The 13,951-nt window shown below is 73.7% G+C and carries 15 protein-coding genes; 10 read left to right on the forward strand and 5 right to left on the reverse strand.

Annotation, left to right across the window (positions count from 1 at the left end; all coding sequences use genetic code 11):
* Nucleotides 1-22: 22 nt before the first annotated feature.
* Together ACF1BE_RS11820 and ACF1BE_RS11825 are read left to right on the forward strand one after the other, a co-directional pair.
* Entirely contained in the window at nt 23-1,009 is a 987-nt protein-coding gene (locus tag ACF1BE_RS11820; RefSeq protein ID WP_392198833.1) for an LLM class flavin-dependent oxidoreductase, read from the forward strand.
* Complete coding sequence (locus ACF1BE_RS11825) at nt 1,009-2,205, forward strand: MFS transporter (RefSeq protein ID WP_392198834.1); 1,197 nt, start codon at nt 1,009-1,011, stop codon at nt 2,203-2,205. Before ACF1BE_RS11820 ends, ACF1BE_RS11825 begins: the two co-directional genes overlap by 1 nt.
* A 235-nt stretch (nt 2,206-2,440) precedes the next feature.
* Here ACF1BE_RS11825 and ACF1BE_RS11830 read toward each other — a convergent pair whose 3' ends face one another.
* The 5 genes from ACF1BE_RS11830 to ACF1BE_RS11850 form a co-directional block, all read right to left on the reverse strand.
* On the reverse strand, nt 2,441-2,863 hold the full coding sequence (locus ACF1BE_RS11830) for a hypothetical protein (RefSeq protein WP_392198835.1): 423 nt from the start codon (nt 2,861-2,863) through the stop codon (nt 2,441-2,443).
* Nucleotides 2,864-3,078: 215 nt separating this feature from the next.
* Nucleotides 3,079-3,402, reverse strand: coding sequence for a multidrug efflux SMR transporter (locus ACF1BE_RS11835; protein ID WP_356819966.1), 324 nt, complete (start codon nt 3,400-3,402; stop codon nt 3,079-3,081).
* A gap of 84 nt (nt 3,403-3,486) precedes the next feature.
* Nucleotides 3,487-4,497, reverse strand: a complete 1,011-nt coding sequence (gene rsgA / locus ACF1BE_RS11840) for a ribosome small subunit-dependent GTPase A (RefSeq protein WP_392198836.1) — start codon at nt 4,495-4,497, stop codon at nt 3,487-3,489.
* Nucleotides 4,498-4,508: 11 nt separating this feature from the next.
* Complete coding sequence (aroA, locus tag ACF1BE_RS11845; RefSeq protein WP_392198837.1) at nt 4,509-5,825, reverse strand: 3-phosphoshikimate 1-carboxyvinyltransferase; 1,317 nt, start codon at nt 5,823-5,825, stop codon at nt 4,509-4,511.
* 28 nt (nt 5,826-5,853) lie between these two features.
* On the reverse strand, nt 5,854-6,576 hold the full coding sequence (locus tag ACF1BE_RS11850) for a M50 family metallopeptidase (RefSeq protein ID WP_392198838.1): 723 nt from the start codon (nt 6,574-6,576) through the stop codon (nt 5,854-5,856).
* Between the two features lie 106 nt (nt 6,577-6,682).
* On the opposite strand from ACF1BE_RS11850, the gene ACF1BE_RS11855 reads away from it, so the two are divergent.
* The 8 genes from ACF1BE_RS11855 (at nt 6,683) to def (ending at nt 13,883) form a co-directional block, all read left to right on the forward strand.
* The gene (locus tag ACF1BE_RS11855) at nt 6,683-7,498 is read left to right on the forward strand and encodes an SOS response-associated peptidase (RefSeq protein WP_392198839.1); all 816 of its coding nucleotides are present in this window, start codon (nt 6,683-6,685) and stop codon (nt 7,496-7,498) included.
* 1 nt (nt 7,499) lies between these two features.
* Entirely contained in the window at nt 7,500-8,129 is a 630-nt protein-coding gene (locus tag ACF1BE_RS11860; protein ID WP_392198840.1) for an alpha/beta family hydrolase, read from the forward strand.
* A gap of 256 nt (nt 8,130-8,385) precedes the next feature.
* The gene (locus tag ACF1BE_RS11865; RefSeq protein ID WP_392198841.1) at nt 8,386-9,075 is read left to right on the forward strand and encodes a sigma-70 family RNA polymerase sigma factor; all 690 of its coding nucleotides are present in this window, start codon (nt 8,386-8,388) and stop codon (nt 9,073-9,075) included.
* On the forward strand, nt 9,072-9,383 hold the full coding sequence (rsrA, locus tag ACF1BE_RS11870) for a mycothiol system anti-sigma-R factor (protein WP_392198842.1): 312 nt from the start codon (nt 9,072-9,074) through the stop codon (nt 9,381-9,383). Before ACF1BE_RS11865 ends, rsrA begins: the two co-directional genes overlap by 4 nt.
* A gap of 111 nt (nt 9,384-9,494) precedes the next feature.
* Nucleotides 9,495-10,799 carry an HD-GYP domain-containing protein gene (locus ACF1BE_RS11875; protein ID WP_392198843.1) on the forward strand — a complete coding sequence of 435 codons (1,305 nt, stop codon included), beginning with the start codon at nt 9,495-9,497 and terminating at the stop codon, nt 10,797-10,799.
* Entirely contained in the window at nt 10,796-12,088 is a 1,293-nt protein-coding gene (locus ACF1BE_RS11880) for an HD-GYP domain-containing protein (RefSeq protein ID WP_392198844.1), read from the forward strand. Before ACF1BE_RS11875 ends, ACF1BE_RS11880 begins: the two co-directional genes overlap by 4 nt.
* 99 nt (nt 12,089-12,187) lie before the next feature.
* Entirely contained in the window at nt 12,188-13,168 is a 981-nt protein-coding gene (locus ACF1BE_RS11885) for a tetratricopeptide repeat protein (RefSeq protein WP_392198845.1), read from the forward strand.
* Nucleotides 13,169-13,232: 64 nt separating this feature from the next.
* Entirely contained in the window at nt 13,233-13,883 is a 651-nt protein-coding gene (gene def / locus ACF1BE_RS11890) for a peptide deformylase (protein ID WP_392198846.1), read from the forward strand.
* The last annotated feature ends 68 nt before the right edge of the window (nt 13,884-13,951 follow it).

Consider the following 13,951-nt stretch of genomic DNA (forward strand, 5'->3'; position numbering starts at 1 on the left):
CGCCCCCTGCCAGAGGAACCCCATGTCCCAGTCACCCGCCCCCCTGCGCGTCGGCGTCGTCATGCCCGGCCGCGAATCCGTCGTCGAACGCGGCGACTACCCCCGCCACCTCGGACAGCTCGCCCAGCAGATCGAGCAGCTGGGCTACGACTCGATCTGGGCCGGCGAATCCCCGCTGGCCCGCTCCCGCATGAACCCGCTGCTCGCACTGACCGCCGCGGCGACCACCACCGAGCGCGTCGAACTCGGCACCGCCGTCCTGCTGCCCCTGCGCCCGCCCGTGCACCTCGCCCACGAACTCGCCTGCCTGGACCGCATCTCCGGCGGACGCCTGATCACCGGCATCGGCTCCGGCTTCAACTCACCGGCCGCCGAGGCCGAGTTCGAGGCCTACGGCATCCCGTTCACCGAACGCGTCGGCCGTATGCGCGAGACCCTGGAGATCTGCCAGGCGCTGTGGCAGGCCCAAGGAGACCCCGTCTCCTACGAGGGCCGCTACCACAGCCTCAAGGACGTGGCCCTGCTGCCCGTGACCGAGGAGCCCGCCGGTCCGCCGGTGTGGATCGCCCACGGCGGCGAGAAGATGCTGGAACGCACCGGCCGCCGCTACGACGGCTGGATGCCGACCAGCACCACCTCCGGCGCCTACGCCAAGGGCTGGCTGCGCGTGCAGGAGGCCCGCGAGGCCGCCGGCCGGCCCGAGAACGACGTCACCGCCGCCGTCTACCTGTCCGTCGCCGTCGACGACAGTTTCGAGAAGGCCGAAGACACCCTCCAGGCCTACTTCCGCGCCTACTACCGCCTGGACCTGCCCACCATGCGTACCACCCAGGGCATCTTCGGTGGCACCGCGGAGCAGGTCGCCGAATGGCTCAGCGGCTACATCGACGCCGGCGCCCGCCACCTGGTGCTGCGCCTGCCCACCCCCGACCTGCACGAACCCCGCTACCGCGCAGCCCTGGAACGCACCGCCCAGGAGCTGCTGCCGCTGCTGCGCGGCCTCGCGTGATGGGAACGGCCGACCCGATCGCGGCGGCCACCCGGCGGCCGGCGCGCCAGAGCGACCTCTGGCGCGCCGCCTGGCCGCTGACCGCCGTCTTCATGCTCTCCAACGTGCCCACCCCGCTGTTCGTGGTCTGGCAGCACCGCATCGGCTTCGGCACCGGCACGCTGACCGTCGTCTTCGCCCTCTACATCGGCGGTCTGCTGCTCGCCCTGCCCGTGGCGGGCGCCGTCTCCGACCGCTACGGGCGGCGCACCGTCCTGTTCCCGGCCGTGCTGTCGGCCCTGCTCGCCTGCCTGCTGTACGCGACCGCCGAAAGCGTCGTCGCCCTCCTCGTCGCCCGGCTGCTCACCGGCCTCGCGGTGGGCGGCACCGTCGCCGCCGGCATGGCGGCCGTGGCGGACGTCGGCGGACCCGACCGCCGTAGGCAGGCCTCGCTCGCCGGCTCGGTCGCCATGGGCGCCGGCCTGGCCGCCGGCCCGCTGCTGTCCGGCTGCTTCGCCCAGCTCCTTCCCGGTCCCACTCACACGGTCTTCGTCGTCGAAGCGGTACTGCTGCTGTCCGTGCTGCCCGTCGTCCGTTCCCTGCCCAACGTACGCAGAGCCGGCGCCGGCACCTGGCTGCGCCCGCCCTCCGTACCCCGCGGCAACCGGCGTGACCTGCTGGTCGGCCTGGCCGCCTACATGCCGGGCATGACCGGAACCTCGTTTTTGCTCGCCCTCGGCCCCACCCTGCTGGCGACCCTGCTGGGCACCGGCAACCGGATCGTGGCGGGCGGCTCGGCCTTCGTGATGTTCGGCGCCTCCACCGCGGTGCAGTTCGCCGTCAGCCGCTGGCCCACCCGCCGGCTGCTGACCACCGCGACCGCGGCCACCGCCGTCGGCATGGTGCTCGTGGTCCTGGCCGTGCGCGCCGCGTCGGTCACCACCCTGCTCGCCGCCGCCGTGTGCGCCGGCACCGGGCAGGGCATGGCCCAGCTCGGCGGATTCTCGCTGCTCAACGCCCGGGTGCCGACGGCCCGCCTGGCCGAGTCGAACGCGGCGCTGAGCGCCTGGGGCTATCTGTTCGCCGGAGTGCTGCCGGTGGCCACGGGATACCTCGCCGACGCCACCAGCGTCGGCTTCGGCGCGACCGTGCTGGGCCTGGCGGTGGCCGCGGCGGCCGCCGCGGCCGGCCTGGCCATCGCCCGCACCCGCTCCTGATCGAAGGCAGGGCCTCCTGGCAGCTGGGGGGTGCGGCCCCGTTCCGAGCGGCTCCCGGGAGGCCCCGCAGCCGCTCGTGACCGGAGCGCGAACGGGAGCGGCGGCGCTCGTGGATCCCGCTCGCCGGAGATCCGCCGGGCCCACCCACCACCACGACGGCTGCCGCTTCCGGGCCCGCTGCCCGCTGTGCACCCGGTGGCCGCGCCGGCGGGCCCCATCGCCGCCGCCCGGCGCGTCAGGAGCCGCCCTCGTACGGACCGCCCCGGAAGTACGGCGCACGGTACGGCCGGGGACGCTCACCGCGTTCGTGGGCGGCGTCGGACCGGCCGGCGGGCGCGGAGCGCCGGGACAGTTCGCGCAGCGGCCCCGGACCCGCCAGCACCTCGGCGCGGTGACCGGACGCCTTCGTCCAGCGGGGCAGCAGCGCGAACAGCGCCCGCGTCGGACGCGCGCTGCCGCGTTCGTGCAGCGCGGCTCCCGCACAGGCGGCCGGCGCGTCGACGTGCCGGTCGTCGTACGCCCACAGGACGTGCCCGGCGCACCGGGTCCGCCGCCACAGCGGCCGCCCGAAGAAGGGGTCCTCGGTACCGCCCAGCTGCGCCGCGACCGGTGCGCCGCCGCGCGTGTCCGCCGCCCGGTCGGCGACGGCGCCGCACACCGCGCAGGTCAGGCGGCGGGGCGTCCTTCGGAGCCCATGCCGTCGCCCCGCGCCTAAGCCCTCTCGTTCGGATCATGCCGGGCTCGCGGGCCCTGGCACCGCGCCTCGCCGCGTTGTCGTCGGTTGCCATGGCTCCGCCATGGCGCCCTCCTCCGCCTTGCGATGCACGGCACCAGGACCCGCTCCCTGATCCGGCCCGATCCGAACGAAAGACCCTAGTGCGCCGACCCCGACAGCTGGAGTCCGATCACGCCGAGGATGACCAGGCTGATCGAGACGATCTTCAGGGTGGACACCAGGTCGCCGAGGAAGACCATGCCGTAGATGGCGGTGCCCGCCGCGCCGATGCCGGTCCACACCGCGTACGCGGGGCCGACGTCCAGCTTCCGCAGGGACAGGGTCAGCAGGCCGAAGCTGCCCAGGGCGAACGAGGCGAAGGCGATCGTCGGCCACAGACGGGTGAACCCGTGGGAGAGTTTCAGGCACACGGCGAAGCCGGTCTCCAGGAATCCGGCCACTATGACCAGCAGCCACGCCATGTGCGGTCCTCCCGTTGGTCCGGATCTCCGGCTCGGTGTGATTATGCACTTACCGGCCGCCCGCCCGGGCACACAACGCGGTGCTCAGTCGCCTTCCGTGGCCTCCCGCGTGGCCAGCAGCCGGCGCAGCGAGTACAGCCGTGCCGGGTCCGCGTGGCCCTCTTCGACCCACTTGTCCAGCGCGCAGTCCCGCTCGTCGTGGCTGCACGCGCGCGGGCAGCCCTCCGTGCCCGGCACGAGGTCCGGGAAGGCGAGGATCACCCGGGAGGGGTCGATGTGCGCGAGTCCGAAGGAACGGATGCCCGGGGTGTCGACGACCCAGCCGTCCGCACCGCTCAGCGGCAGGGCGAGGGCGGACGTCGTGGTGTGCCGGCCGCGTCCCGTCACCGCGTTGACGTGTCCCGTCGTGCGCCGGCGGTCCTCGGGGACCAGGGCGTTGACCAACGTCGTCTTGCCGACGCCCGAGTGACCCACGAACGCGGTGATCTTGCCGTCCAGGTGTGCGCGCACCCGGTCCACCGCGTCCCCGCTCTCCAGCTCCTGACGGCTGGTGACGACGTAGGGGATGTCCAGGGCGCCGTACAGCTCCAGCAGCGAGTCCGGCGGCGCCAGGTCCGACTTGGTCATCACCAGCAGCGGTGTCAGGCCGCCGTCGAAGGCCGCGACCAGACAGCGGTCGATCAGCCGGGGGCGGGGCTCCGGGTCGGCCAGCGCCGTCACGATCGCGAGCTGGTCGGCGTTGGCGACGACCACCCGCTCGTAGGGGTCGTCGTCGTCGGCCGTGCGGCGCAGCACCGAGGTGCGCCCCGCGATCCGCACGATCCGCGCGAGTGTGTCCTTCTTCCCCGACAGGTCACCCACCAGGGCCACCTGGTCGCCGACGACGGCGGCCTTGCGGCCCAGCTCGCGGGCCTTCATCGCCAGGACGACCCGGTCGTCCACCAGGCAGGTCAGCCGCCCCCGGTCGACGGTGAGGACCATGCCCTCGGCCGCGTCCTCGTGCTTGGGCCGGATGTTGGTACGCGGCCGGTTGCCCTTGCGGTTGGGGCGGCTGCGGATGTCGTCCTCGTCGGTGTGCTTGCCGTAGCGGCGCATGGTGTACGTCCCTACTGTCCGAGCATCCCGGTCCACAGGCCGGGGAAGTCCGGCAGGGTCTTCGCGGTCGTCGCCACGTTCTCGATCCGCACCCCCTCCACGGCCAGGCCGATGACCGCGCCGGCCGTCGCCATCCGGTGATCCTCGTAGGTGTGGAACACCCCGCCGCGCAGCGTGCGCGGGCGGATGTGCAGGCCGTCGGCCGTCTCCGTGACGTCACCGCCGAGTTCGTTGATCTCCTTGGTGAGCGCGGCCAGCCGGTCCGTCTCGTGCAGCCGCAGATGGGCCACGCCCCGCAGGGTGGACGGCGAGTCGGCGAGCGCCGCGACCGCCGCGATGCCCGGGGTCAGCTCGCCCACGTCGCCCAGGTCCACGTCGATGCCGTGGATCGCACCCGAACCGGTGAACACCAGCCCGTTGTCGGTGAGTTCGCAGGAACCGCCCATCTCGGTGAAGATCTCCCGCAGCCGGTCCCCCGGCTGGGTGGTGCGGGCCGGCCAGTCCGGGATCACTACCTTGCCGCCGGTGATCAGGGCCGCCGCCAGGAACGGCTGAGCGTTGGACAGGTCCGGCTCGACGGTCAGGTCCCGGCCGAGCAGGGCTCCCGGCGTCACCCGCCACACGTCGGGCTCGCCGCCCGACTCCGGGGTGTCCACCTGGGCGCCCGCCGCGCGCAGCATGTCGACCGTCATCCGGATGTGCGGCAGGGACGGCAGGGTGGCGCCGGTGTGCCGGACCTCGACGCCCTGGTTGAAGCGCGGGCCGGACAGCAGCAGCGCCGAGACGAACTGGGAGGACGAGGAGGCGTCGACCGACACCGGGCCGCCGTCCAGGGCGCCGCCGCCGTGCACGGTCAGCGGCAGCGCGCCCCGGCCGTCGTCGTCGATCCGGGCGCCGAGCGCCCGCAGCGCGTCGATCACCCCGTCAAGGGGACGCTCGTACGACCGCGGGTCCCCGTCGAACCGGATGGGACCGTCGGCCAGCGCGGCCACCGGCGGCAGGAACCGCATCACCGTGCCCGCGTTGCCGACGTCGACCGTGGCCGGGCCGCGCAGGCCCGTGGGCAGCACCCGCCAGGCCTCACCGGTGCCGTCGGGGCCGACCCCCTCCTCGATCTCCACGCCCATCGCGCGCAGCGCGCCGGCCATCAGCAGGGTGTCCCGCGAGCGCAGCGGGCGGCGCAGCCAGCCGGGCTCGGAGGCCAGGGAGGCGAGGACCAGGGCACGGTTGGTGACCGACTTGGACCCCGGCACGTGGACCGTGGCGTCGACGGCCCCGCTCGCGTGCGGGGCGGGCCAGAGGGCGGTGGGAGCGGAGTTCGGGGCCATGGGGCCACTTTATAAGCAGGGCCCGGCGTCAACCTTCCAGCAGCCAGCGGCCCCCGCCGATCAGCGAGGACAGGGACACCGCGTGGAACAGGAACAGCCACAGCCCCGCCGGCACGTGCGCCAGCCGGGACAGCTGGTCCGCGTCCGAGTCGCCCGCGCCCGCCCGCGACCGCTTGGCCTGGAGCTCGAACGGCGGCCGTACCCCGCCGGCCAGCAGGAACCAGACCACCGCGTACGCGAACGCCGCCTGCACCTGCGGCCCCGCCAGCCAGGACACCAGCAGGAACGCGCCCCCGGCCAGCACCACGGTGAGCACGCCGTAGGCGTTGCGGATCATCACCAGCATCGCCACCAGCAGGGCCGTGGCCGCCCACAGCAGCAGGGTGATGCGGCCCGTGGCCAGCAGCGCGGCCCCGCCGAGCCCCAGCAGGGAGGGTGCCGTGTACCCGGCCGCCGCCGTGAGGATCATGCCCAGCCCGTACGGCTTGCCCCGGCTGAGGGTGAGCCCGCTGGTGTCGGAGTGCAGCCGGATGCCGGTGAGCTGCCGGCCGGTGAGCAGGGCGACCAGGCCGTGGCCGCCCTCGTGCGCGATGGTGATCGCGTTCCGGGATATCCGCCACACCGGGTGCGGGACGACGACGGCGAGCGCCGCGGCCAGGGTGGCCAGCACCACCCACAGGTCGGGATCGGGCTGGGTGCCGGTGAGCCGGTCCCAGAGGCCGGGCAGCGCGGTGGCGGCGAGGCTGTCCATGTGTCCGGATGACTCCCTGTCCTGGTGGTCGATGGGGGGGCGGCGCGGAGCGCGGTCGTGGAGGGGTGGTGGTCGGGTGACGGGTCGGCCTGGCAGTGTGGCACGTATGTGCGGACGGTATGCATCGAGTCGTGGGCCCGAGGATCTCGCGGGAGTCTTCGAGGCCGAACGGTGGGATCCCGAGGAGACCCTGGAGCCGGACTACAACGTGGCCCCCACCAAGGAGGTCCACGCCGTCCTGGACCGCCCCCTGAAAGACGCGGCCTCCCCGCGTCCGGTTCGCCAGCTGCGCAGACTGAGGTGGGGCCTGGTCCCGTCCTGGGCGAAGACGCCCGAGGGCGGTGCCCGGATGATCAACGCCCGCGCGGAGACCGTGCACGAGAAGCCCGCCTACCGGCGTGCCTTCGCCGCCCGCCGCTGCATCCTGCCCGCCGACGGCTACTACGAGTGGGTCACCGGCGGCCAGGAACGCGAGCTGGAGGTGGAGGGCAGGAAGAAACGCCCGCGCAAGCAGCCGTACTTCGTGCTCCCCGCCGACGGCTCGGTGTTCGCGATGGCCGGCCTGTACGAGTTCTGGCGCGACCGGACACTGCCCGACGACCACCCGCGAGCCTGGTGGGTCACCTGCTCGGTGATCACCACCGAGGCGGAGCGGACCCCGCTGGCCGTCGCCCCCGCCGAGGGTCCGCGCTCCCTCGCCGACATCCACCCCCGGATGCCGCTGATGCTCACCCCGGACCGCTGGGACGCCTGGCTCGACCCCTCCCGCACCGACCCCGACGAGCTGCGCGCCCTGCTGGCCCCGCCCCCGCCCGGCCTGATGCGCGCCTACCCGGTCTCCACCGCTGTCAGCAACGTCCGCAACAACGGGCCGGAGCTGCTGAAGGAGCTGGAGGCACCGGAAGAGGGCACACTCTTCTGACGTGAGCACAGAGACCGTCGACACGGACGCCGGACAGGCCCGGATCACCTGGCACCCGGCGCGCGAGGCACGCCTGGTGCTGGCCGTCAGCCATGGCGCGGGTGGCGGCATCGAGGCCCGCGACCTGCAGGTACTCGCCCGGACACTTCCCGCGCGGGGCGTCACGGTCGCCCTCGTCGAGCAGCCGTGGCGGGTCGCCGGCAAGAAGGTCGCGCCCGCGCCGAAGACCCTGGACACGGGATGGCGCGGGGTGTGGCCCGCGCTCGCCCGCCCCGGCCTGCCGGTGATCTCCGGCGGGCGCAGCGCCGGCGCCCGCGTCGCCTGCCGTACGGCCGCCGAGCTGGGCGCACACGCCGTGCTCGCGCTGAGCTTCCCGCTGCACCCGCCGGGCAGGCCGGAGCGCTCCCGCGCCGGGGAGCTGCTGGGCACCGGGGTGCCCACGCTCGTCGTGCAGGGCGGGAACGATCCCTTCGGCAGGCCGGAGGAGTTCCCGGAGGGCGACTTCGACCTGGTCGAGGTGGCGCACGGTGATCACGGTCTCGCGGTGCCCCGGCGCGCCGACATCACGCAGGAGCAGGCCCTGGACCTCGTAGGCGGCCGTGTCGCCGCGTGGGCCCTGTCACTCGGGTGACGCCGGGGAATGCCGCGCGGCGGCACGCTGTTGTGGCGGACAGAAGTGCTGACGCCTCGGCACCGATGTCGTGGGAAAGGAAGTCCGCCGCATGGGTTCGACCATCTGCCCGGGCCGCAGCAGCCGCACTGACCTGGAGTGGACGGTGCTGCACGCGGCCAGGACCGCTTCTATTCGAGCGGCGGCAGGCACGGGTCGTGTTCTATCCTCCGAAACGAGTGGGGCCGGTTCTGGTCCCGCCCGGGACTTCGAGGAGGTGGGTCAGGTCACTGGGACCGACGCAGGGACCGACAACGGCCAGGCGGAGCCGTCCGAGGGCGTCAGCGCGGTGGCGTCCGGTGAGACGACCGTGGAGCGCAGTGCGCGCTTCGAGCGGGACGCGCTCGAGTTCCTCGACCAGATGTACTCGGCCGCGCTGCGCATGACGCGCAACCCGGCCGACGCCGAGGACCTGGTGCAGGAGACGTACGCGAAGGCGTACGCGTCCTTCCACCAGTTCCGCGAGGGCACCAACCTCAAGGCGTGGCTGTACCGGATCCTCACCAACACCTTCATCAACTCCTACCGCAAGAAGCAGCGCGAGCCGCAGCGCTCCGCCGCGGAGGAGATCGAGGACTGGCAGCTCGCCCGCGCCGAGTCGCACATGTCGACGGGTCTGCGCTCCGCCGAGTCGCAGGCGCTCGACCACCTGCCCGACTCGGACGTGAAGTCCGCCCTTCAGGCGATCCCCGAGGAGTTCCGCATCGCCGTCTATCTCGCGGACGTCGAGGGCTTTGCGTACAAAGAGATCGCGGACATCATGGGGACACCCATCGGAACGGTGATGTCCCGGCTGCACCGGGGGCGCCGTCAACTGCGCGGCATGCTGGAGGACTACGCCCGTGAGCGGGGTCTGGTCCCGGCCGGCGCCGGAGAGTCGAACGAAGCGAAAGGCTCGGGCTCATGAGCTGCGGAGAGCCGCACGAGACGGACTGCAGTGAGGTCCTCAACCACCTGTACGAGTTCCTCGACAGCGAGATGCCGGACGTCGACCGCGACAAGTTCCAGCACCACTTCGAGGAATGCTCGCCGTGCCTGGAGAAGTACGGCCTGGAGCAGGCCGTGAAGAAGCTGGTGAAGCGGTGCTGCGGCCATGACGACGTGCCCGCCGACCTGCGCGCCAAGGTCATGGGGCGGATCGACCTGATCCGCTCCGGCCAGACCGTGCCCGAGCACGACGTGTCCCGGACGCCCACGGCGCCCCAGGAATCCTGACACGCCGGGTCGTATCACCCGAACGTGCTAATCCTCAGGTCATAGGCCCCGAACCCCCCGATCCCCGCCCTAGGCTCCCAGCCGGGACGGGCAGGGTCGGGGAGGGTGGGGATGGACGCGGTACCGGCGAGAGCACGCGGCTACGTGACCGTCGTCGCCCTGCTCGCCGCCCTCTGCCTGCTGCGCCTGCCGGCCACCCACGTCTCCTGGTGGGTGCCGGTCCTCCTCGCCGGGCTGTACGCGGCCTGCGAACACGTCGTCTCCCGGCGCCTCGGCGGCACCTTCTACCCCGTCCTGCTCGCCGGGGCCTTCCTGCTGTCCCCGCCGGTCGCCGCGCTCGTCCCGCTGCCCGCCCTCCTGCTCCCCCCGGCCGGGCACCGGCCCGCCCTGCCCCGGCGCGTGTGGCGGGCCGTGCGGCCCGCGCTCGCCGTGTGGAGCGCCGCCCAGGTGCACCGGGCGCTCGGCGGCCAGGACGCCGTCGCAGGCTCCGACTTCCCCTACGCCCTGCTGCCCGCCGGTGCCGCCGTCCTCGCCTTCTGCCTCGTGCTCACCCTGCTCGACGGCGGCCTGCGCGCGGCGGCCGGGCTGGCGCCGCCGCGGCGCGCCTGGCGCGGGCTGCTGGCCCGCTCCCTCGCCCCCGTCGCCGTGCACGGCCTCGCCGGACTGATGATGGCCGTGCTCTGGCGCAGCCCGTACGGCCCGGTCGCCGCGCTGCTGGTGCTGCTCCCGATGTGCGTCTCGTGCTGGGTGTTCGCCCAGTACCACCGCGAACGCGTGGCCCACCAGGCCACCATCCGCGCCCTCGTCCAGGCCGTCGACATCAAGGACGGCTACACCCGCGGCCACAGCGAACGCGTCGGCCAGGCCTCCGTGCTGATCGCCCGCGAACTCGGCATGGACGACGACCGCGTCGAGACGCTGCGCTTCGCCGGCATCCTGCACGACGTCGGCAAGCTCGGCGTGCCCACCCGGCTGCTGCGCAAGGACGGACCGCTCACTCCCGAGGAGCGGCGGATCATCGAGCTGCATCCCGAGTACGGCCACGAGATGGTCCGCGGGATCTCCTTCCTCGGTGAGGCCCGCGCGGCGATCCTCCACCACCACGAGCGGCTCGACGGCAGCGGTTACCCGTACGGGCTGGCCGGCGACCAGATCCCCGAGTGCGCCAGGATCGTCGCCGTCGCCGACGCCTTCGACGCCATGACCTCGACCCGCTCCTACAGCAGGGCCCGGCCGGTCGAGACGGCCGTCACCGAGCTGGAGCGCTGCGCGGGCGCCCATTTCGACCCCCGGGTGGTGGGCGCCCTCGTCCGCGCCGTGCGCCGCTGCGGCTGGCGGCCCACGGTCACCGCCGACGAACCCGCGTACGGCGCCCCACCCGGGGAGCGGGCCTCCCGCTCCGGGGCAGCCCGATGAGCCCCCTGCGGTTCATCCACGGCACCGCCGCCCTCGTCGCGGCCGTCTCCCTCGCCGTCACGCTGTGGACCGGCCTGGAGGACCGGGGCGCCGCGCTCGCCTTCGGGGCGCTCGTCACCGTCGGCGAGCTGACCCGGTGGAGCGACGCCCAGGCCCGGCAGGCCGCGCCCCTGGGCGCCGCCGGCTCCCTGTCGTACGCTCTGCTGGGCGCCGACGCCGGGCGGCCCGCCCAGCACGGTGCGGCCCAGGTCGTCACCGTGGTCCTCGTCGCCGCCCTGCTCGGTGCCGTCCCGCACATCTGGTCCGGCGGCACCCCGACCGCCGACCACCTGGCCCGCCGCGTCCTCACCGTCGGCTTCGCCGCCGTCTGCTTCCAGCCCCCCTACGACAACCGGGTGTTCGCCTCCTGGACCGGCCCCGCCTACCCCCTGTTGCTCCTCACCCTGCTCGGCCTCACCTCCCTGTGCGGGGCAGTCCTGGCCGCCACGCTCGCCCACTGCCGCACCGGCTGGCCGTTCGGCCCGCTGCTGCGTGAGGAACTGCGCGGACTGCTCGGCATCGGCTCCGCGGTCTGTGCCACCGGCGCGGTGATGGCGCTCGCGGTCGCCGTCGCCGGGCTGTGGGCGCTGCCCGTGTTCAGCCTGCCGCTGCTCCTCGTCCAGCTGACCGTCCGCCGGTACGCGGCCGTGCGCGCCACCTACCGGCAGACCATCGCCTCCCTCGCCCGCGCCACCGAGATCGCCGGCTGCACCCCCGCCGGGCACGCCCACCGGGTCGCCGCGCTCAGCCTCGCCGTCGGCCGCGACCTCGGTCTGACCGCACCCGAGCTGACCGTCCTGGAGTACGCGGCCCTCATGCACGACATCGGCCAGCTCAGCCTGGTCGACCCCGTCCCGGCGGGCGCCACCGCCGCCCTGCCGGCCGCCGAGCAGCGGCGCATCGCCCTGCTCGGCGGGGCCGTCGTCCGGCAGACCGGCGTGGACGCGGCCGTCGCCGTCGTCGTGGAGCGCCAGGCCGACCCCTGCCCGGAGCAGCCGCTCGCCGCCCGGATCGTGCGGGCCGTGAACGCCTACGAGGAGATGGCCCGGGACGCGGGCCCCGAGGGTGCGCTGCGCGCGCTGGAGGAACTGCGGCTGGGTACCGCCGGGGACTACGCTCCTGAGGTGGTGGAGTCGCTCGCCCGGGTCCTGGCCCGGCCCCGCGGCTGGCGTGCGACCGTCCCGGCCCCCGGCGGCGCGAGACGAACGGCACTGTCTGACCCCGCTCCCGGCTGGGTAACCCATGGGTAATGAGCGACTCTCCCGCCGTACGTGGTTGGATGCGAGGGAGAGGGTGTCCGGGGGCACAAGCCAGCCCACAGCGGTTAATGGAACTGGCAGGCGGGAATCGTGAGGATCTTCGGCAAGGCACGGCACCGGCCCTCCGCCTCCTGGCGGCAGGCCACCGACCGCGCGTTCACACTCATCGGCGACGGCCGGTACGAGGACGCGGGCGAGCTGCTGACACGCGCCGCCGACCTGGAGCCCTGGCTGGCGGAGTCCTGGTTCAACCTCGCCCTGCTGCACAAGTTCCGGCACGACTGGGAGCAGGCACGCGCCGCCGGTCTGCGCGCCGTCGCCCTGCTCGACCGGGAGGCCGGCGCTCCCGACTGGTGGAACGTCGGGATCGCCGCGACCGCCCTCCAGGACTGGCCGCTGGCCCGCCGCGCCTGGCAGGCGTACGGGCTGAAGGTGCCCGGCGGGGCCGCCGTCTCCGGTGAGCCCCTCGGCATGGACCTGGGCAGCGCGGCCGTACGGCTGTCCCCGGAGGGCGAGGCCGAGGTCGTGTGGGGCCGTCGGCTCGACCCGGCGCGGATGGAGGTGCTGTCCATCCCGCTGCCCTCGTCCGGGCGGCGCTGGGGCGAGGTCGTGCTGCACGACGGCGTCCCGCACGGCGAGCGCACGACGTCCGCCGGGCACACCTACCCGGTCTTCGACGAGATCGAGCTGTGGGCGCCGTCCCCCGTCCCCACCTGGGTGGTCCTGCTGGAGGCGGCCACCGAGGCGGACCGGGACGCGCTGGAGCAACTGGCCGCCGACGCCGGGTTCGCCGCGGAGGACTGGTCGTCGTCGGTGCGGCTGCTGTGCCGGACCTGCTCGGAGTCGCGGATGCCGTCCGACGAGGGCGAGGGCGTGCATCTGGACCCGCACGACCACAGCGAGCCGGGGCATCCCGGGCCGCTGGGGCACCGGACGGACGGGCAGTTGTGGGTGCCCGAGCGGGAGTGCGGGGTCGCGGCGCCGGCCTCGCTCGTGCGCGGGCTGCTGGACGGATGGGTGGCGGACAGCCCGGACTCGCGGGACTGGCGGGATCTGGAAGAGGTCTGCTGACCGGTCGCCGTACCCTGTATCAGCAACATCTCCCCCTGTTCTTTGAGGAAGGCGTACGTCGGTCATGGCGCAGCAGGACACCGATCAGCAGCACGAGGGCGTGCTCCCCGTCGACGACGAGGGTTACGTCGTCGACACGGAGAACTGCGAGGAGCGCGAGCGGACCTGGCGCGAGCGCGGCACCTCGCGGCCGATCACGGTCGTCGGCAATCCGGTGCTGCACAAGGAGTGCCGGGACGTCACCGAGTTCGGCGAGGAGCTCCAGCAGCTGGTCGCCGACATGTTCGCCAGCCAGCGCACCGCCGAGGGCGTGGGCCTGGCCGCCAACCAGATCGGTGTCGATCTGAAGGTCTTCGTCTACGACTGCCAGGACGACGAGGGCGTCCGGCACGTCGGCGTGATCTGCAACCCGAAGCTGGTCGACCTGCCCGCCGAGCGGCGCCGGCTGGACGACAGCAACGAGGGCTGCCTGTCCGTGCCGACGGCCTACGCGTCGCTCGCGCGCCCCGACTACGCCGAGGTGACGGGCGAGGACGAGCAGGGCAACCCGGTCAAGGTCCGCGGTACCGGCTACTTCGCACGCTGTTTGCAGCACGAGACCGATCACCTCTACGGCTACCTGTACATCGACCGGCTGTCGAAGCGGGACCGCAAGGACGCGCTGCGGCAGATGGCCGAGAACGAGCCGCGCTACCCCGTGGTCGCCAACGACTGACCAGCGCAGGGCACATGGGCGCCCGGCCGGGATCCTTCCCGGCCGGGCGTCTTCGCGTTGCCGCTCCT

It is taken from the genome of Streptomyces sp. NPDC014991 (assembly GCF_043080665.1).
Lineage (GTDB): Bacteria > Actinomycetota > Actinomycetes > Streptomycetales > Streptomycetaceae > Streptomyces.